This window comes from Marinomonas sp. FW-1 (assembly GCF_005222245.1).
GTDB lineage: Bacteria > Pseudomonadota > Gammaproteobacteria > Pseudomonadales > Marinomonadaceae > Marinomonas > Marinomonas alcarazii.
Genome location: NZ_CP025987.1, coordinates 257,428 through 275,790 on the forward strand (window position 1 = coordinate 257,428; position 18,363 = coordinate 275,790).

Genomic DNA, 18,363 nt, shown 5'->3' on the forward strand with positions numbered 1-18,363 from the left:
TCTCTGCTTTTTTATTGGATCAATGTTATTGGAAGGGGCTAATTAGTATTTATTTAAGACCTTCGCTTTAAAGACATAGCTACCAAATGGTACTAATGACGCAACAAATCCCATCAAGGCGTGTTTTGATGACACCCCATATCGAGACACACTTAACATCAAAAGAATGTTAAACAAGATAAACAACCCACCATGAATTGGGCCAATGATGCTCACATACTCTGGCATGTCCATCAGGCGCTTCAATGGCACGGCAATAAAGAGCAGCAGTAAAAGCGACGTGCCTTCTAAAATGGAGATTAAACGTAAAAATTTCATACTATGTCTCTTTGGTTGAAGTGTGTTGAAAGAATGTCTTCAGCGATAATCAGACCCCAGAATAGCATTTTAATTTCATCATAAGGTCGGTTATTTAAGGTGTTGAATAATGCAGGCAGAGGTATTAAGTGTGAGAACCTACACAGTTTTTTTCTTCCCTATTCAAACTTAAGAGCCATCACTGCTTTCTCGACACCGTCATCATTCATTCTATGTACCACTTCAAAGTCATGCTTTAAATACAGATCAATATTGTGTTGTTCACATTGTAGATACAGAGACGAAATTCCAACGCTCTTAGCATGACGGAAAGTGTGAGGCAGAATAATATTGGAATACCCTTTTCCACGTTTATCAGGCGGAACAAAAACACCTCCTAACCAATGCTTGTAGTCGGGAAAATCAGGGTGTTCATGGAACTTCAACTCTGCTACAGCCAGCAGCTCGTCATCATCATGTAGCACAAAAGACAGTGGGAGAGTGGCTCTGCTTTCCGCCATCGCTGAAACTTTTATCGCAATATCCTCAAGGGATCTGCTGGGCGTTAAACGTCCCCATTCGTTGAAATACCACTGAGCAATCGTGGGAATGAATTGTTTTTTGTCGGCGAGGAATGAGACTGTCATCATTGTCCTTAATACGAAAAGTCATTGAACTAAATAGAGAGTATTAACATCATGCCTTATTTCCAGCCCACTTGAGTAGGGCGTCTAACGCTGGGCAAAGCTCCTGTCCCCATTCCGTTAAACGGTATTCTACTTTTGGTGGGACTTGGTGATAAATAGTCCGTGTGACGATTCCATCCGCTTCTAACTGACGAAGCTGCTGAATGAGCATTTTTTGGGTGATGGCCGGGATGGCTTTTTCTAATTCAGAGAAGCGTTTTACTTGTCCGCCAAAGAGATGGAAGAGGATGACCAACTTCCATTTTCCTTCCAGAATCTTTAGTACTTGCTCTACGCCATCGGCTGCAGAAGCTGGCGTCCATTTTTTTGTCATTTTTTTTATGGCCTTAGCCCTTATGAGATCAAAAACTTACTTCTTAGTAAGTACCCTACTTTTTTGTCGGTTCTTGTTTTCCAGATAGCTTAACGCCATTCTTTTCAGACAGCAATTTGGCGTGTTCTAAGAAAATGATTTTAAGTAGAGGTGTTTTATGATGACTATTGATCTTCCAAGACCAATCGCAAACTATTTCCAAGCAGATAAAGGGGATAGTGAGGCAATTGTTACCTGCTTTTCCGAGAATGCTATGGTGAAAGATGAAGGGCAGACTCATACGGGGCTGGACGCAATTAAACAGTGGAAAGCGAATGCATCGACGAAATATACCTACACAGTTGAACCACAGGCATTAAACGAAAACGCAGAGCAAACGATAGTTACGGGTTTAGTGACAGGGAACTTTCCTGGGAGCCCTGTGAATCTTCAATACGCTTTCACGCTGGATGGCGATAAAATTACCTCATTGGAGATCACGCTATGAGCTTTGATCTTGAGTTAAAGGGCCGTACAGCGTTGGTTACTGGTGGTACGAAGGGGTTGGGGGCTGCCGTCGTTGCGTCGTTACATGATGCGGGCGTGAAGGTCATTGCGGTTGCTCGGTCTGTCCCCAGCGATGCGCCAGAAGATATTTCATACATTGAGGGGGATTTGCTAAGCGCTGCTGGTTGTACTGCCGTTGTAAATACCGTGCTAGAAAAGTGTGGTGGTGTTGATATTATTGTCAATGTTCTGGGTGGCTCAAGTGCCCCAAGCGGTGGTTTTGCTGTGCTTGATGAGCAAGAGTGGGAAAATGCACTGAATCAAAATTTGCTGTCTGCGGTGCGTATTGATCGGGGATTATTGCCAGCAATGTTGGTCAAAAAGTCTGGGGTCATTGTCCACGTCACATCGATACAGAATAAACTGCCACTACCTGAGTCCACCACAGCTTATGCCGCGGCGAAAGCGGCGTTATCCACTTACAGTAAAAGCTTATCGAAAGAAGTAGCGCCAAAAGGCATACGCGTTGTGCGTGTATCACCCGGTTGGATAGAAACGGAAGCATCGGTTCGACTCGCTGAGCGGCTTGCTGACCATGCTGGCACGGATTATGAGGGAGGCAAGAAAATGATTATGGACTCGCTTGGTGGCATTCCTTTAGGTCGTCCAGCCCAGCCCTCGGAAGTGGCTGATTTAATCACTTTTCTAGTGTCGGCGAGAGCGTCATCTATCACTGGCACGGAATACATTGTGGATGGCGGTACCGTACCTACGGCCTAAACGCTTTAGCCACTATATTGCGTGAAGGTCAAAAAACGCCCCGTTTGATCGACAGGGCGTTTTATTGGCGATAATTTAACCGTCTTTTATTGATGTATTGAGGCGTTTCAGCGTCTTCTTATCTTTTTGTTGCCAGTATAGATGATCATCCCACGCATGATCGGCTCAAGAAAAATCATTCCTCGATTAGATTCCTTTCTACTGTGTTGCCAGCTTCCATTTCGGCAATGGCTTCATTTAATCGCGCTGCATTTTTCGGACTCGCCATTAGATACGCGGTTTCTTCATAGGCTTGGAAATCTTCCAAGCTAATCAGCACAGCTGGTTTCCCGCCCTGACGAGTAATGAGAACAGGCTTATGATCGTCATTCACTTTATCAAACGTGCTAGCAAGATTTGCTTTAAAAGCTGAGTAACTTAGCGTATCCATATTTTACTCCTGCAAGTCTGTGTTTGATTTTTTTCCGTACGCAAAGATTTTGGCGTGTCTTACTGGCTGTGAAGAGTCGGTGACATTCTTCTGCTGAATCTGCCAAGCTACTACTCGTTTTATAGCTACAGCGTTGGTTTCAGCTAAGATTCCTTCCTCTTCAAGGAATTCATCAAAGGAAGAACCAATGTGTTTGTTAGTCATGTTCTGCGTCCTCTTCAATCAGGTCTAACGCGGAAGCAAGTTCGACATAGTCTTGGTATGTCTCAGGTGATATAGAAACAAAATCATAATGATAATTTAATATTTGAAGCCATAGTGAGCCTAGTTCTAGAGGAGAATGTTTTTTACTAACTAATTGGTCAAACAAAATTTTAATTGGTGGCGTCTCTTTATGATTTGAATCTCCCAATAAGAAAAATAGAGAGTTGTGATTTTTACCGAAGTGTTTGATAAAACAGTCTTTTAGATAATCCTTGTATAAGGTTTTGTATGTATCTAACCCCCATTTATTATCTCTAGAGCCATATTTAGAAGGAGATAACATTGGTATGTGCTCTTTGAAGTTCGTTCTTATTTCTATAACTGATTTACAGCTCTCAAAATGATGCTCAATAAATCCTGCAAGTCCCTGATCTTTATCTTTTTTGTCTTTGTGTTCGAGAGTATCTTTGATGATTTTTCGAAATAAATTATGATCTTGCTCGTAGAAGCAAAGCAAAGTCGTCAGCATCAAAATATCAATTTTGGAGCCTTTAGACATATTGGAAATGGTGGCGACCACACGGTCAGCAATTTGAATGGCGGTTCTAGGAGGCAATTTAAACGCATCTAAAATTACGGAAATATTACTTAGTGTGACTTTTGCATCGTCATTTGGGGGTAGGATTTGAATCCCCGCGCTTGTTAAGTACTCGCCCGATAATTTGCTGATGTCGGTATGTACTTCCAAAAAGCTTTTTAGGTCTGGCGCTTTAAGGCTAAAGCGGCTGTTAAAGAAACGACTAAGGTAAAGACGAGCATCGAAGCCTTCGCCATAGATTGCTTTGACCGCATGTTGCAGTTGCTCGGTGTCTGTGGCGACGACAAAGACAATGCCTTGAATATCAAAGATGTGCTTGATGGTTTCAAGCATTTCTACCGCATAGCTAGGGCGGCAGCGGTCCAATTCATCAATGAAAATAAAGGCAGGATAGCGTCGTTTTGAGACATTCGTAACGCAAGAAACCCAATTGGCGACGTTTTCTTTTAAGTTTTTGATCGCTATATGCTTTGCATCGTGCTCATCTATGAGATGTTTGACCATGCTAGAGGCAAGTTCACCCATATCAACAGATTCGCCATTTTCATTTTCAACGTCGCCTAATTTGGCTTCTTGATCTTCTTGCATTACTACAACTGGATCAATATCGAAATAGCGTTTGGCAATGCTTCTAGCAAGCCCAGGTGCTGCTGCTTTTAAAAGCCCTAGTAGCTTTCTTGGTAGTTTGAACTCTGGGTTGTCTTCTTCCATACTTGCTTGTGTTCTAAGCTGCTGAATGACAGAAGAAATCACGGTCATTAGTGGATCGTCAGAATAGTCTTGTTGCCATGCATCAATATAAACAACAGGGAAGTGATCTTTTAAGTCGTTTGACCAACGCTTTAAAAAGTAGGTTTTACCTGAACCCCATTCAGAGTTGAGGTTGAGCACATAATTACGCTTTTCATCGCCAGACTCTCTTGTCGTATCGTAACCTTGTCCCACGAGAAACTGGGTTAAAAACTCGGCGTATTTAGCACGGTTTAATGTATCTCTAGGAAAGGACACATCTTCGATAACATCTTTTTTAGACCAATCGAGAGAGATTTTTTCTGGCATCGACGAGTATCCTTACATAAATCAATAGGTTGGTATTACTTTAGAAAGCGTCAAATTGACGTTTAGCAATGTTTGTATTTAGCCTATTCATTTCTATGCTTTACTGCAATTTAATTAAGATGGAACAAACTCACGCCGAGCGGTTTTACGCGCTTGCGCGTGGAGCGAGGCGGGAAGTTTGTTTCTAACTTAATTGCAGGAGCGCAAAAAAACGCCACCTAGTTAAGCCAGATGGCGGTTTATGTGACTCTAGTTGTTTGCCTAGTTACGAATCAAGTAGTCGAACGCGCCGAGGGCAGCCGTCGCGCCAGAACCCATTGAGATGATGATCTGTTTGTATGGCGTTGTGGTGACATCACCAGCAGCAAACACACCTGGAATAGAGGTTTCGCCGTGAGCGTTGATGACGATTTCGCCTCTATTCGTCAGTTCCAATGTGTCTTTTAGGAACTCGCTGTTTGGCACCAAGCCGATTTGTACAAAGATCCCAGCAACGTCCACAAGGTGAGACTCGTCGGTTAAGCGATCAGTGTATTTTAGGCCGATAACTCGTTGACCATCGCCAAGAACTTCTGTTGTCATGGCATTTTTAATGATGGTAACGTTTGGCAAAGAGTTGGCTTTTTTCACCAATACATCGTCTGCACGTAACGTATCGCCAAATTCAAGAACGGTAACGTGTTCTACAATTCCCGCCAAATCAATAGCGGCTTCGATACCCGAGTTACCACCGCCAATGACAGCTGTTTTCTTGCCTTTGAACAATGGGCCGTCACAGTGAGGGCAGTAAGCTACGCCTTTATTACGGTACTCTTGTTCGCCAGGTACGTTCATCTCTCTCCAGCGTGCGCCAGTGGCTAAGATGACAGATTTACTTTTCAGTACAGCACCATTTTCTAGTTCAATTTCGACGAATTCTTTCTTCTCAAGGCGAACCGCTTTTTGTGTTTTCATCAGTTCGACATCGTAATCTAGTACGTGTTGCTCAAGGCCGGCGACCAATTTCGGGCCTTCGGTGGCTTTTACAGAGATGAAGTTTTCAATCGCCATGGTGTCAGATACTTGTCCGCCAAAGCGCTCAGCCACGACGCCAGTTCGAATGCCTTTACGAGCTGAGTAAATCGCCGCTGCGGCACCCGCTGGGCCACCACCAACGACAAGGACATCGTATGGGGCTTTCTCGGATAACTCCGCCGCTTGTTTGTCTGCTGCGCCAGTATCGACTTTGTTTAAAATCTCATCCAGGGTCATTCGGCCTTGGCCAAAATGATCACCATTTAGGAAGACAGATGGCACGGCCATGATGTTGCGTTCATTCACTTCGTCTTGGAACAAAGAGCCATCGATCATGGTCGCTGTAATGTTAGGGTTTAATACCGCCATTAAGTTAACGGCTTGCACAACGTCTGGACAGTTGTGGCAAGAGAGGGAAATGTACACCTCAAAGTTGAGTTTTTGATCCAAGCCTTTGATTTGCTCAAGAGTCGCTTGTGCGGCTTTGGATGGGTGGCCGCCAGCTTGTAATAGAGCCAATACGAGAGACGTAAACTCGTGGCCCATTGGAATGCCAGCAAAACGTACACGTGCTGCTTCGCCTTTTGGCGCGATGGCCATTTGCGGTGCACGGCCTTGTGAATTTGCATCCACCGTTAGGGTGATTTTGTCGCTTTTTAGCTCGGTAATTTCGCGAGCCAATTCAAGTAATTCTTCGGATTTCGCTGAACCGTTTGTGGACACAGTAATTTCAATCGGATTAACGATATTTTGCAGGTATGTGCCCAACTGCTGTTTTAAGTTTGCTTCTAACATGATGATAAAACCTGTTTGATTGAGTAATGTACTGTGCGTTAAGAGTAAAAGGGGTCAGGCCCCTTTAGACGAAAGTCATCTAAAGGGATTCCTCAATGTGTTATTAAGGGATCTGACCCCTTTACGGGTCTAGACAGTTGTCAGCTTAGATTTTGCCAACTAGGTCTAGTGAAGGAGTCAGTGTTTCTTCGCCTTCTTTCCATTTTGCTGGGCAAACTTCACCTGGGTGAGCGGCTACGTATTGTGCAGCTTTTACTTTGCGAAGTAGGTCTTGAGCGTCACGGCCAATACCTTCAGCAGTGATTTCCATTGCTTGGATAGTGCCTTCTGGATCGATCAAGAAAGTCGCGCGGTCTGCAAGACCTTGGCCTTCACGCATTACGCCGAAGTTGTTTGTGATGTTGCCTGTTTGATCGCCAACCATGTAGTACTGGATTTTGCCGATTGTGTCAGAACTTGCGTGCCATGCTTTGTGAGTGAAGTGAGTGTCTGTAGAAACAGAGAATACTTCCACGCCGCGAGATTGAAGTTCAGCGTAGTTGTCTGCAACATCGCCAAGTTCAGTTGGGCAAACAAAAGTGAAGTCAGCTGGGTAGAAGAAGAATACAGCCCATTTACCTAGTACGTCTTTTTCAGAAATTTCTACGAATTCGCCATTTTTGAAAGCCGTTGCATTGAATGGTTTGATTTGTGTGTTGATCATTGTGTTTCTCCTAATGTGTGTTTGAGTGCGTTACCAACAGGACTCATATTAGGGAAACGAAGATGATTAATAAAATTGTTAATAACTAAAATCCTAATTGATAAAAGCTATTTGTTCTGTGGGAGTTTGGGAGGAACAAAAAAGGTAGGCAACGAAGGAGGGCAAGTTCTTAGAGCGGGAGGGAGAAGTGCTGACTATTCTTCGTCAGGATAGGCAGCACGGATTTCTTCAATTTTAGGTATGACGGTATGAAGTAATTTAATTAAAGAAGCATCAAAATGCAGGCCTGCGTTTTCGTCCATATAGTTTAACGCTTCTTCAAGCGTCCAGGCTGCTTTATATGGGCGTTTAGAAAGCAGTGCATCTAATACATCAGCAATGGCAACGATGCGACCTTCGATAGGAATCTCTTCGCCCTTTAGTCCATATGGGTAACCTGAGCCATCCCACTTTTCATGATGGGTGAGCGCAATGACTTTCGCCATGTTTAACATTGGATCATCATCACAATCGCCTAAGATCTTGGCTCCGAAAATAGTGTGCTGCTGCATGGTGTCCCATTCATCATGATCCAATTTTCCTGGTTTTAGGAGGATGGAGTCTGCAATGCCAATTTTTCCAACATCATGCATGGGAGCAGCATTAAATACCATTTCTACCCAATCAGGGTTGCCACCATAGGCTTCAGCGAGGAATTTAGAGTAATGGCTCATACGAATAACGTGTGCGCCAGTTTCATTGTCTTTGTACTCTACGGCTCGCCCAAGGTGCTGAATAATGCGTAGGCGGTTCTGTTCCAGTGACAGTGTGCGTTCTTTAACTTTCTTTTGCAGTTGGCGGTTCTGATTGTAGAGCGCGATATGTGTGCGAACACGCGCTTTTACTCTCGGAGGGCTGATCGGTTTAGTGATGTAATCAACGGCGCCAAGTGCGAAGCCCTGCTCTTCATCACAAGGATTGGCTTTGGCGGTAACAAATAAAACAGGAATGTCAGAGGTGATTGGGTTGGCTTTTAGTTGACGACAAACTTCGTAGCCATCCATTTCTGGCATCATAACATCCAATAAAATCATTTCTGGCTTAGGCAAGCTTTGCTGAGCAATTTGCAGTGCTTTTTTGCCATTTGTGGCGACTTTAAGGTCGTATTCGTTGCGCAAAGTCGCCGCCAATACGTCAATATTTTCTGGCGTATCGTCCACAATCAGAATGAGTGGCTTATGTTGTTCCTGTGTAAGCATGAAAGTAACCGCCGCTATTATATTGATTTATATATAGTTCACTCATTTTTTGGCATTAAGTCTTTTAGCTTAGTCAAGGCCGACTCAAAGTCATAACGAGTGATGGACTGGCGAATACTATGGAAAACATCAATGCTTTCATTACCTTCAGTGATGCTTTCAAGTTCTGCTGCAACAATATCTGCATCCAGTCTATCGTTTAGTAAATGATCGTACAGCTTATTGAGTAATGCTTGATAGTAGTCTGATGAAACTTTTTGTCGTTTTTTTGTTGCCAAGGGTGCTTCGTTTGTCAGGTGCTCTTGTCGATCTTTATGGTTTTGAATGGGTAGCAGAACACGTTCCAACTCTTCTGCCAGTTGGTTGAGCGCCGATGTGAATTGTGCTTCGGATTGCTGGCAGGCGTTTTCTAATTCGGCAGCCTTGTGCATTAAGTCGGTCATTCCAATATTGCCAGCATTGCCCTTCAATGTGTGTAACATACGTAGGGCGTCTTCTTTGTCTTCTTTTTGATACAGCTCGCTAAATTGTTTAACAAATGAAGATTGCGACTCATAAAAACGCAACAGTAAGCGCCAGAAAAAGTGGATGTCATATTGTGTGATCGCAAGCCCAATGGCTAGATCAATGCCCACTAGTTTTTCTAAATCACGTTGTTCCTCAAGGGTGAGGGACTGCTGATAGAGCGTTGGTTTGGATGAAGAGTGTTGGGTGAGGGTTTGTTTCGGTTTTATCCATTTCGTTAATGTTTCAAACATCGCGTTGACTTGAATAGGCTTGGATATATGGTCATTCATGCCACTTTCAATCACTTTTTCTTTGTCCCCTGCGAGCGCATTAGCGGTCATGGAGATGATAGGCAAATCGCGATACTTGGCATCTTGGCGAATGATTCTAGTCGCGGTGTAACCGTCCATAACAGGCATTTGGCAATCCATCAAAATACCGTCGTAGGTATTTTCTTTGAGTTTGTCGATTGCCTCCTGACCATTTTGAGCCGTGTCGACGATAAGACCATTAGTAGAAAGCAGTTCTTGAGCCAGTTCCAAATTTAGCAGGTTATCTTCGACCAATAATATGTGAGCACCGACGAGGGATCGCGTATTCGTCTGCGGAAGCAGAGTGTGTTTTATTGGGGTTGCGTATTCCAAGTGCGAGGCTTGAATGATGGCATCAAATAACGAAGAGGGTGTGACAGGCTTGGTTAAAAAACCAGAAATGTCGATGTCCATACTGGCTCGTCGTGCTTCGTCTAATCCATAAGCGGTGACCATTAAAATGGTTGGGAAATCTTTTTTGCCTTGATGTTGGTTAAGGAGCGCTCGGCAGGTTTCAACACCGTCCATGTCGGGCATCTTCCAATCAACCAATACTAATGAGAACGGGTCGCTGGTTTGATTTTCTGCAATCAAGCTCAAGGCTTCTTTGCCACTGCTGGCGGTGGAGGCTCTTAAGCCAAAGTTTTCAATGATATGATGTAAAATATCCCGTGATGTGCTGTTGTCATCAACAATCAGTACTCGGTGTGAAAGCGGTAAATTAGGTAACTTTTGGGATACATCCTTGCTCTGTTTAAAGGCCAAGGTGAAGTGAAAGGTACTGCCTTCATTTACTTTGCTTTCTACCCAAATATTACCATTCATTAAGTCGATGATTTTTTTCGAAATAGCGAGCCCTAGGCCTGTTCCACCAAATTTGCGGGTGGTCGATGAATCCGCTTGAGAAAAAGATTGGAATAGTCTGGTCTGCTCTTCTACTGAGATGCCTATGCCTGTGTCTTTGACACTAAAGTGCAACTCAATCTGATCACCTTTTTGTTTGAAACGATGAACAGAAATGATGATTTCACCTTGCTCCGTGAATTTAATGGCATTGTTACCTAGATTGAGTAGGACTTGCCTGAGTCGCAAAGGGTCGCCTATTAAATTGTGTGGCACATTGGGGGAAATATCGAACAATAGCTCGATGGACTTTTCCTCGGCTTTTAATGCCAGTATGTTTGCAGCATCGCCAAATACAGTATTGATATTGAAGTCTATTTGTTCGATGGTGAGCATGCCGGCCTCGACTTTAGAAAAGTCGAGAATGTCATTGATGATGCCAAGTAACGACTCAGCAGAATAGCTGACCTTTTCAATATAACTGCGTTGTTTCTTATTCAAGTCGGTTAATAAGGCAAGATGAGACATGCCAATGATGGCGTTCATTGGAGTGCGAATTTCATGGCTCATATTGGCGAGAAAGTCGCTTTTTGCTCGGTTTGCTTGCTCGGCAGCGTCTTTTGCAATCTCTAGTTCATTGGTACGATTTTTAACTTCGATTTCCAGTTGTTCTTGGTGGGCTTTGAGCTCATTTTCTGCCTGTTTACGCTGACGAATATTATGCCAAGTACAGAGCGTGGCTGGCTGATTGGCAATCACAATGCTGGCCATGGTAATTTCGGCGATTAGTGGTTGTCCGGTAGCATCAGATAACAGCCACTCAAAGCGATGATAACCTTCTTGTTCTACTCGTCTTAGAACGTTTTCAAGAGCGCTGGAGGATTGATAACCATTGGCTTGGGTGGCTGGGCTGAGTTCCTCCATGGTTTTTTGTTTGATGTCTCGCTCATGGGTGAAGCCCATTTGTTCAACGGCCGCTTTGTTACATTCTACAACCTCATGCCCCGACAGGATCCACACTGGATCAGGAGACAATTCGAACATAGAGCGGAAGCGGTTCTCGCTGTCGACCAAATCTGCCAGTTGTTTTTTCACTTTACGAGACACAATCCAAGATAAAATCAGCAACGCGAAAACACCCATCAGTGCTTTTGAGGACATGCGTTTTGTGAAATCATCAAGACGTGTTTCTACTTCGTAGTTGGTTTTTTTCGACTGAACTTGAACGCGTTCACCAATGGAGTCCAACATCCTTGGTAAGTCTTGAAATGCACTATAAAAGCGTTTGTCTAAGCGGGCTCGGTCATTTTCAATTTGCAGTTGGTCGATACGCATCTGATATAAACTCAAGCCGGAAGGAACAATGATGTCCCTCTGTTGGTTTACATAATAGCGATCACCAAATATCTCTTTAGCCAGATCTTGCGTGAGCGTTTTTAATTTCTCTGAGGTAAGACTGAAATCTTTTTCTAATAAAATGGGGAGGCGGTTTAGGCTTTCTAATATCGGTTTTACGCCATTGTCTTTGATGTCTCTTAGGTTGTCTATGTCGGCCTCAGTGAGCATAAAGTTAATGAGTACCCTCAAGTCAGAAAGGCTTATGAGAATTTGATGTATTTGCGAGTTGAGACGCTCATTGCTGAAGTCGCTGTACTCTTGTGCGAGCTTGGCTTTTTGTTCGTCGACGCTGTTGTTGTAACGGTACAGAATAGCCGCTTGACTAAGATGAATCTTCCCTTCCACATCGTTAAGTAAATCGCGCATTTCTTGTAACGTTGCTAGAGTGTCTTCTTTATAGTTATCGTTAGGGTAATTCTTTTTAAACGTGCTGCGTTGTTGGCTCCAGATTTGAATGTCGATTGTGAGCTGTAATATTTGGTTGAGACTTCTATTTAGTGCCGAAGACAGAAAGCTAAATTCAGTATCTTTTTTACCTGCTTTTTCTAATGATTTTATGGCGGCATCTATTCGGTCTATTTGTTCTGCTGGTGGATAAACTGCAGCATAGTCTTCTTGCAGTACTTGGCGTAGTCGATATTGATGAGCGGGTAAAAGCTCTCGTAGTTCGGATGATGCAAACAGTAGTTCGTCTTGGGATGTTCTTGCGTCGTTGTAAGTGACTTTTAATTCGGCTAGCGCCGTTGAAAGCATGATAGAAAAAGCGATTGTCATGGTTAGTGCCACAAGAGTAAGCAGCCAGACTAAGGACCGGATACTGGATTTAGGCATTTTAATCGACACTTTCATTCCGTATGACACCTTCGCTAATTGATATAGTCTAGATAGAGTTTTGGTGCAGTGCTAAAAGGGATGGAAACCAGCTGTCCTACTTTTAACTGCGTTAACCATACGGAGTGGCTTGCTTGATGCTCTTGGGGCGAGAGGGTAAGCGGTACGCCAAGACCGATATCGAATCTCCCTAATGACTCAAGGGCATCAATGATTTGCTCACGGCTGGTTGGTAATTCATTGGTAAATGGTTTGGTGAAAACCCGAGCCGCGATATAACCTTCAAAGCTTAGTGCATTTAGTTTAGTCTGCGGAGAATATTTAGCCATATCTTGACGAAAATCGGCCGCCACAGGCAGTGTTTGGTCTCTGAATGACGGTACTACTTGGGTAATCAGAATTCGGGCTGGTATATCCTGTAATTGTTCTACAAATAATCGATTCCCCATAAAGGAGAGGCCGACGAATAATGGATCTAGGCCGTACTCTCTGGTTAGTCGAATGAATTTTGCGCTGGGACCAGCACTGCTAAACATAAAAATAACCTTGGGGGTTGGAGTGCGGGTAAGCAAGTCTGCAACGGCGTGTTCTACTGCCAGGGTGTTGTGTGAATATTCCATTTGCAACAGGTTGTTTTTTGAACCTATATTGTGCTTTTTAATCAGCTTGTTAAGGTACTTTCGTCCCGTACTACCAAACATGTCTTGTTGATTAAAGAAGGCAATGTCATTTTGCGTTAACTTAAGCTCGTTCGCTAAGGCATCAAAAATGGCAGTTAACTCTTCCTCATAGCTCGCTCTATAGTTAATGATGTAACGGTCGGGCGTGGAGGGACGAATAACCGAAGAGCCGGTGACAGGGGCAAATAAAAGCGTTTTATTTTCTAGTGCAATGGGCGCACTGACGGCGATGGTTGGCGTCCCGATATTGCCAAATAATACATCAACGAAACTATCTTTTAGTAAGGTTCTTACATTGGATCCCACCTGGCTAGGCTCGTAGGCATCATCCATGGACATGAGCTGAATCGTATGGCCCGTTTCGCTGTGGAATCGAGAAAAAGCAGCGCGTGCGCCCGCACTAAAGTCTTCTCCCATTGAGGCATTATCACCCGAGAAAGCACCGCTCATTCCCACTTTGATAATCTGTGCAGCTTGACTTGTGCTTGCAAAGCTTAGGTTGGCGAGAATGAACATAAAAGAAAAAACGACGAGGCGCGACAAAACCATGGGTTTTAAGTACTCCGTAGAATGACATTTTACGACCGAAAATAAGCCTAGAATAAGAGCTTGCGACCTTAAATAGATTGTAGAGTGTTTTCTAGCAAAGATGGGAAGAATTTAGAGTGGAATTGTCTTAATTTGTTACCAGAGTGCAGCGTAACGTAATATAACGCTCATCAATAGAAGGTAGGGTTTTCTAATTGATGAACGTCATATTGTTGGAGGTTAGCGCCACTGAGCAAGGCGAGCCATTTGTAAAAGACGTTCTTTTTCTGCTTGATCGACCGTGATTGGGGTGAACTGAATAATATCCCCTGGCTTTTGCTGAGCTAGAATGCTACCGCCAATACGTGTTACGCAGCCTATTTTTGGGTAGCCACCTATGGTTTGCCTGTCTTGCAGTAAGACAATAGGTTGGCCATCTTTTGGCACTTGAATCGCACCATAAGCAATCCCTTCAGAAATAATACCTTTCAACTCGCTGTGGATTTTCTGTCCTTCTAAGCGATACCCCATGCGGTCTGAGTTTGACGACACGGTGTAATCGCTAGAGAAAAAATTTGCCCGATCTAAAGAAGAAAAGGACTGATACTGATAACCCAGAATGACCGGAATTTCTTTGTTGCTGTAATTCGGAATAGCCAAGCGTGGTACGGATCTTTTCTCATAATCAGAGCTGGCTTGATAGGCCAACAGATCGCCTTTTTGGAGTTTGTCTCCCTTGCCTGTTAAGCCGCCAATCTTTTCGCGTACGACAGTAGCGACACTGCCCAATGTTGGCTCACACTGAAAGCCCCCTTTCACCGCAAGATAGGCTCGTAATCCCCAGACGGGTTGCTGAAAGGCCAATACATCGCCTTTTTTAATGGCGTAGGTTTGCCAAGGCGAGATGCTTTTATTGTTCAGCGTCGCCCCAAGATCCGCCCCTGTGATGGCAATCGAGGTGTCTGCTTGCGCTTCTAACACGAACATCCCAAAGGTGATCTCAATTTGAGGGCTGTTGTCGTGGTTATCGAGTAAGGCATTGCCCCAACGGAAAGCGACTTCGTCCATGGGACCGCCTGTCGTCAGGCCAATCGACTGATGACCATGGCGACCTAGGTCTTGGATTAATGCCAATAAGCCAGGTTTGATTACTTTAAAAGCCATCGAGCTGACCTCCTTGCACTAAAAATTCATCGCGAGAAATAGGCTCGAATCGTACTGAGTCTCCCATGGCGATAAGAGCAAGGTTTTTACTGCCCCAATCGATCAAATTGACAGGCGTACGACCAATAATTTGCCAACCGCCTGGCGTGACGCTGGGGTAAACCGCCGTTTGATTTTCTGCCAGTGCCACACTGCCAATAGGTACTTTTAAGCGAGGAGTGGTTTTTCTGGGAACGTGCAATTCATCTGGAGTATTGCCTAAAAAAGCAAACCCAGGTGTAAAGCCAATAGCATAAGCGCGGTATGTTGTTTCACTGTGGCGCTTAATAACGTCGTCGATACTTAACTGACAGTGTTTGGCCACATCGTCGATATCTGGTCCGACTTCTTTGCCGTAATAAACGGGAATCACCACTTCGCGCTGATCTGTGACAGAAAAATCATTAGGATCAATCACTTCTATGGTCTGACGAATGGTCTTGAAAATAGCAAATCGATCATAATGATCATCATCGAACACCACTAAAATCGTGGTATAAGATGGCACCAAATCGACAATACCTTCCAGCTTTGCCAAATGTTGGGTGACTTGGGTAATGTAATTAGATGTCGCTTCGCTGATTACCTGACTGAATGTTAATAAGCAGGCCTGATTACTGACCATGTCTATACTTGGAAAATCTTCACGGCTCATGATTTATTTCACAGTTGTTTAGTTGCTTGAGAAAGCTTTAATCGGTCAACCAGACTTCGAATACGCGTCACAGCATCCACCGCATGAGCGCCATCGCCATGCACACAGATGGTATCTGCATGGATGGCCAGTTGTTTGCCTGAGGCAGTCGTTAATGTGCCTGTTTCACATAATTGCTCGACTTGCTTTTCGATTAAATCAAAGCTTGTGTGAACCGCGTTGGGTTCTTTGCGTGGCATGAGTCGACCTTCGTCTGTGTACAAACGATCGGAGAACGCTTCAAACCAAACACTCAAGCCGTATTTCTTCGCCATCTTCTTGATTTCTGGGGCTTCTGGCACCGCCATAACCATCAGCGGCAACGTAGCGTCTAGTTCGCTCACGGCCTGCATCACCGTATCCAAAACAGAGAAGTCTGCCATCATGGTGTTGTACAAAGCACCATGGGGTTTGACGTAATCCACTTGGGCGTTTTGGCTTTCACAGATACCTTTAAGGGCGCCAATTTGGTATTGAATCAAGGCTTTTAATTCAGCAGGGGCGATGTCCATATTGCGACGTCCAAAACCGACTAAGTCTGGGTAGGCTGGATGGGCACCTATGGTCACATTGTGCTGTTTCGCTAAGGCAACCGTCTTTGCCATGGTCAATGGATCGGAAGCATGGAAGCCGCAAGCGATGTTTGCCTGATCAACAAACGGCATGATTTGATCGTCTAAACCCATTTTCCAAGCACCGAATGCTTCGCCCATATCACAATTTAATTTCATTTTTTATTCCTTAAGCTTGTTTACTGCTAAGCGCTTAGTTTTGAGACATGGTTGTTGGTAAGTAAGTCACAATTTCAGGAAACATACTGATCAACAAAATGGCTACGCCAATAAGTAAAAAGAACGGCAAAGCGGCTTTTGCGACATACAAAATGTTCTTTCCTGTCAGGGCTTGAATAACAAAGAGATTGAAGCCAACAGGCGGGGTGATCTGCGACATCTCCACCACCAACACAATGAAAATACCAAACCACAATAGGTCAATATTCGCGGCTTGCACCATAGGTAAAATGACCGCAACGGTCAGTACCACCACTGAAATGCCATCTAAGAAGCAACCTAATACCACGAATAAAACCGTTAGATATAAGATCAACTCCATTGGCGACAAGGACATGCCTGAGATCCATAACGCCAAGGCTTTAGGAATACCCAAGAAGCCCATCGCTAGCGTCAAAAAATGCGCGCCAACGAGGATGAAACCGATCATACAAGAGCTTTTTACAGCGCCCAATAAACTGTCCATAAAACTATGGCGGCTTAAGGACCCCGTCAGCGCGGCCAGCACTAAAGCACCGGCTACACCGATGGCAGCCGCTTCGGTTGGGGTGGTAATACCACCGTAAATGGAACCCAATACGAAACCGATTAAACCGACCACGGGTAAAAGCTTGCGCAAGCCTTTGATACGAGCAGACCAGCTGGTTTCATGGCCGGTTGTTTTTGGCAATTCGTCTTTGTGTAGGTGTCCCCAAATCATGGTGAACCCCATAAACAAGGACACGAGCAATAAACCGGGTAAAGCGCCAGCAATAAACAAGCGTGCGATAGACACTTCGGCCGCCACGCCGTACACAATCAAAATAATCGAAGGTGGAATTAATAGGCCTAAAGTGCCCGAGCCCGCCAATGTGCCAATGGCCATGCGGTCGCTGTAGCCTTGCTTGCGAAGCTCTGGCAATGTCATACGTCCGATGGTCGCAGCGGTGGCTGCTGAAGACCCTGATACCGCGGCAAAAATGCCACAGCTGAGAATATTCACATGCAGCAATTTGCCTGGAACGCCCCCTAACCAAGGAGAGAGGCCTTTGAATAAATCTTCTGATAAGCGAGTGCGAAACAGGACTTCACCCATCCAAATAAACAGCGGCAATGCGGTGAGTGACCACGCCGTACTAGCACCCCAGCTAGACGTCGCGAAAAGCAAATCTACCTGGTAGTTTTCAGACAGAATTAACCCCAGACCACCCACCGCGATCAGAGTAAAAGATACCCAAACCCCTAAAGATAATAGGGCGATTAAGGCAAACGCGAGTAGGATAGAAATCCACATCATATCCATTAGATTTCCTCCAAAGACAACGCGTCTTCTTGTTCACTGTAAGTGGGTTTTTGACCACGTAATAAGCTAACTAAAGCGTCTAAAATGGCCAGATTCAGTGCGATCACACCAATGGCAACGGGCAATTGAGGGATCCACAGTGGAACTGGAATATAGCCGTAGGAGACTTCTTCATAAATATAGGATTCATAGACCATATAACCGCAGGCGTAAGACAAATAACACAATAGCGCGAAGGATAAGATCAGGATGATCCCTTCTTGTATCTTACGAGGTACTGGCGAAAATCGTTGTATTAGCAGGGTGACACGAATATGACCGCCTTCGCGAAAGGTATAGGCCAGACCAAGAAAGGTTGATGCCGCCAGAGCGTAGCCTGCAAAATCTTCTGCAGAAGGGACAATAAAACCGAATAAACGACCGACGATTTGTGCTAATAAAAGCGAGGTAATAATAACAATACACAAACCGGACAACAGGCCAGAGCAGAGGTAAAGTTTTTCTTTTAATTGGCTCATAGTGTTCACTTTTCTGAAGAGCAATTAGAGACCCCCTCCCAGCCTCCCCCTTAGCAGGGGGAGGAGTGTTTACTATTCCCTCCCCTTATCTTCAAGGGGAGGGTTAGGGAGGAGCACTTATTATCTCTCCTCTTATTTTCAAGGGGAGAGATA

The 18,363-nt window shown here is 44.4% G+C and carries 18 protein-coding genes and 1 pseudogene; 2 read left to right on the plus strand and 17 right to left on the minus strand.

The genetic code is table 11. The annotated features are described in order from the left end of the window. Window positions 1–42: 42 nt before the first annotated feature. From C1X04_RS01135 to C1X04_RS01145, 3 genes are all read right to left on the minus strand, one after another. Window positions 43–318, minus strand: coding sequence for a DUF3817 domain-containing protein (locus C1X04_RS01135; RefSeq protein ID WP_137168953.1), 276 nt, complete (start codon window positions 316–318; stop codon window positions 43–45). Between the two features lie 158 nt (window positions 319–476). Continuing rightward, window positions 477–944, minus strand: coding sequence for a GNAT family N-acetyltransferase (locus C1X04_RS01140; RefSeq protein ID WP_217494987.1), 468 nt, complete (start codon window positions 942–944; stop codon window positions 477–479). 49 nt (window positions 945–993) lie between these two features. Further along, window positions 994–1,317 (minus strand): helix-turn-helix domain-containing protein, encoded by a 324-nt coding sequence (locus tag C1X04_RS01145; RefSeq protein ID WP_137168955.1) that lies wholly within the window; start codon window positions 1,315–1,317, stop codon window positions 994–996. 157 nt (window positions 1,318–1,474) lie between these two features. Between C1X04_RS01145 and C1X04_RS01150 the strand changes: the two genes are divergently transcribed. Both C1X04_RS01150 and C1X04_RS01155 read left to right on the plus strand, forming a co-directional pair. Continuing rightward, window positions 1,475–1,804 carry a nuclear transport factor 2 family protein gene (locus C1X04_RS01150; protein ID WP_137168956.1) on the plus strand — a complete coding sequence of 110 codons (330 nt, stop codon included), beginning with the start codon at window positions 1,475–1,477 and terminating at the stop codon, window positions 1,802–1,804. Next, on the plus strand, window positions 1,801–2,583 hold the full coding sequence (locus tag C1X04_RS01155; RefSeq protein WP_137168957.1) for an SDR family oxidoreductase: 783 nt from the start codon (window positions 1,801–1,803) through the stop codon (window positions 2,581–2,583). Before C1X04_RS01150 ends, C1X04_RS01155 begins: the two co-directional genes overlap by 4 nt. A gap of 75 nt (window positions 2,584–2,658) precedes the next feature. Here C1X04_RS01155 and C1X04_RS18830 read toward each other — a convergent pair. The 14 genes and pseudogenes from C1X04_RS18830 to C1X04_RS01225 form a co-directional block, all read right to left on the minus strand. Continuing rightward, window positions 2,659–2,733: pseudogene (locus tag C1X04_RS18830) on the minus strand (Txe/YoeB family addiction module toxin); the annotation flags it as partial. 25 nt (window positions 2,734–2,758) lie between these two features. Continuing rightward, window positions 2,759–3,013 carry a type II toxin-antitoxin system Phd/YefM family antitoxin gene (locus C1X04_RS01165; RefSeq protein WP_137168958.1) on the minus strand — a complete coding sequence of 85 codons (255 nt, stop codon included), beginning with the start codon at window positions 3,011–3,013 and terminating at the stop codon, window positions 2,759–2,761. Window positions 3,014–3,016: 3 nt separating this feature from the next. Then, a complete protein-coding gene (locus C1X04_RS01170) occupies window positions 3,017–3,217 on the minus strand; it encodes a hypothetical protein (protein WP_137168959.1) in 201 nt (66 codons plus the stop codon). Next, window positions 3,210–4,874, minus strand: a complete 1,665-nt coding sequence (locus tag C1X04_RS01175) for a P-loop NTPase fold protein (RefSeq protein WP_137168960.1) — start codon at window positions 4,872–4,874, stop codon at window positions 3,210–3,212. The genes C1X04_RS01170 and C1X04_RS01175 overlap by 8 nt, the downstream gene beginning before the upstream one ends. A 261-nt stretch (window positions 4,875–5,135) precedes the next feature. Further along, the gene (ahpF, locus tag C1X04_RS01180) at window positions 5,136–6,683 is read right to left on the minus strand and encodes an alkyl hydroperoxide reductase subunit F (protein ID WP_110574614.1); all 1,548 of its coding nucleotides are present in this window, start codon (window positions 6,681–6,683) and stop codon (window positions 5,136–5,138) included. Window positions 6,684–6,828: 145 nt separating this feature from the next. Continuing rightward, complete coding sequence (ahpC, locus tag C1X04_RS01185) at window positions 6,829–7,386, minus strand: alkyl hydroperoxide reductase subunit C (protein ID WP_110574617.1); 558 nt, start codon at window positions 7,384–7,386, stop codon at window positions 6,829–6,831. A 194-nt stretch (window positions 7,387–7,580) separates the two neighbouring features. Then, complete coding sequence (locus C1X04_RS01190) at window positions 7,581–8,624, minus strand: two-component system response regulator (RefSeq protein WP_137168961.1); 1,044 nt, start codon at window positions 8,622–8,624, stop codon at window positions 7,581–7,583. A 38-nt stretch (window positions 8,625–8,662) separates the two neighbouring features. Next, window positions 8,663–12,532 (minus strand): response regulator, encoded by a 3,870-nt coding sequence (locus C1X04_RS01195; protein ID WP_137168962.1) that lies wholly within the window; start codon window positions 12,530–12,532, stop codon window positions 8,663–8,665. Between the two features lie 17 nt (window positions 12,533–12,549). Further along, a complete protein-coding gene (locus C1X04_RS01200) occupies window positions 12,550–13,743 on the minus strand; it encodes an ABC transporter substrate-binding protein (RefSeq protein WP_110574623.1) in 1,194 nt (397 codons plus the stop codon). A 219-nt stretch (window positions 13,744–13,962) separates the two neighbouring features. Continuing rightward, entirely contained in the window at window positions 13,963–14,886 is a 924-nt protein-coding gene (locus C1X04_RS01205; protein WP_137168963.1) for a biotin-dependent carboxyltransferase family protein, read from the minus strand. Then, window positions 14,876–15,580, minus strand: a complete 705-nt coding sequence (pxpB, locus tag C1X04_RS01210; protein WP_110574628.1) for a 5-oxoprolinase subunit PxpB — start codon at window positions 15,578–15,580, stop codon at window positions 14,876–14,878. The genes C1X04_RS01205 and pxpB overlap by 11 nt, the downstream gene beginning before the upstream one ends. Before the next feature lie 8 nt (window positions 15,581–15,588). Beyond that, window positions 15,589–16,350: a 5-oxoprolinase subunit PxpA gene (locus C1X04_RS01215; protein ID WP_137168964.1), complete on the minus strand. Its 762-nt coding sequence runs from the start codon at window positions 16,348–16,350 to the stop codon at window positions 15,589–15,591. A gap of 34 nt (window positions 16,351–16,384) precedes the next feature. Continuing rightward, the gene (locus tag C1X04_RS01220) at window positions 16,385–17,692 is read right to left on the minus strand and encodes a TRAP transporter large permease (RefSeq protein WP_137168965.1); all 1,308 of its coding nucleotides are present in this window, start codon (window positions 17,690–17,692) and stop codon (window positions 16,385–16,387) included. Beyond that, entirely contained in the window at window positions 17,692–18,210 is a 519-nt protein-coding gene (locus C1X04_RS01225; RefSeq protein ID WP_137168966.1) for a TRAP transporter small permease, read from the minus strand. The genes C1X04_RS01220 and C1X04_RS01225 overlap by 1 nt, the downstream gene beginning before the upstream one ends. Window positions 18,211–18,363 lie beyond the last annotated feature (153 nt).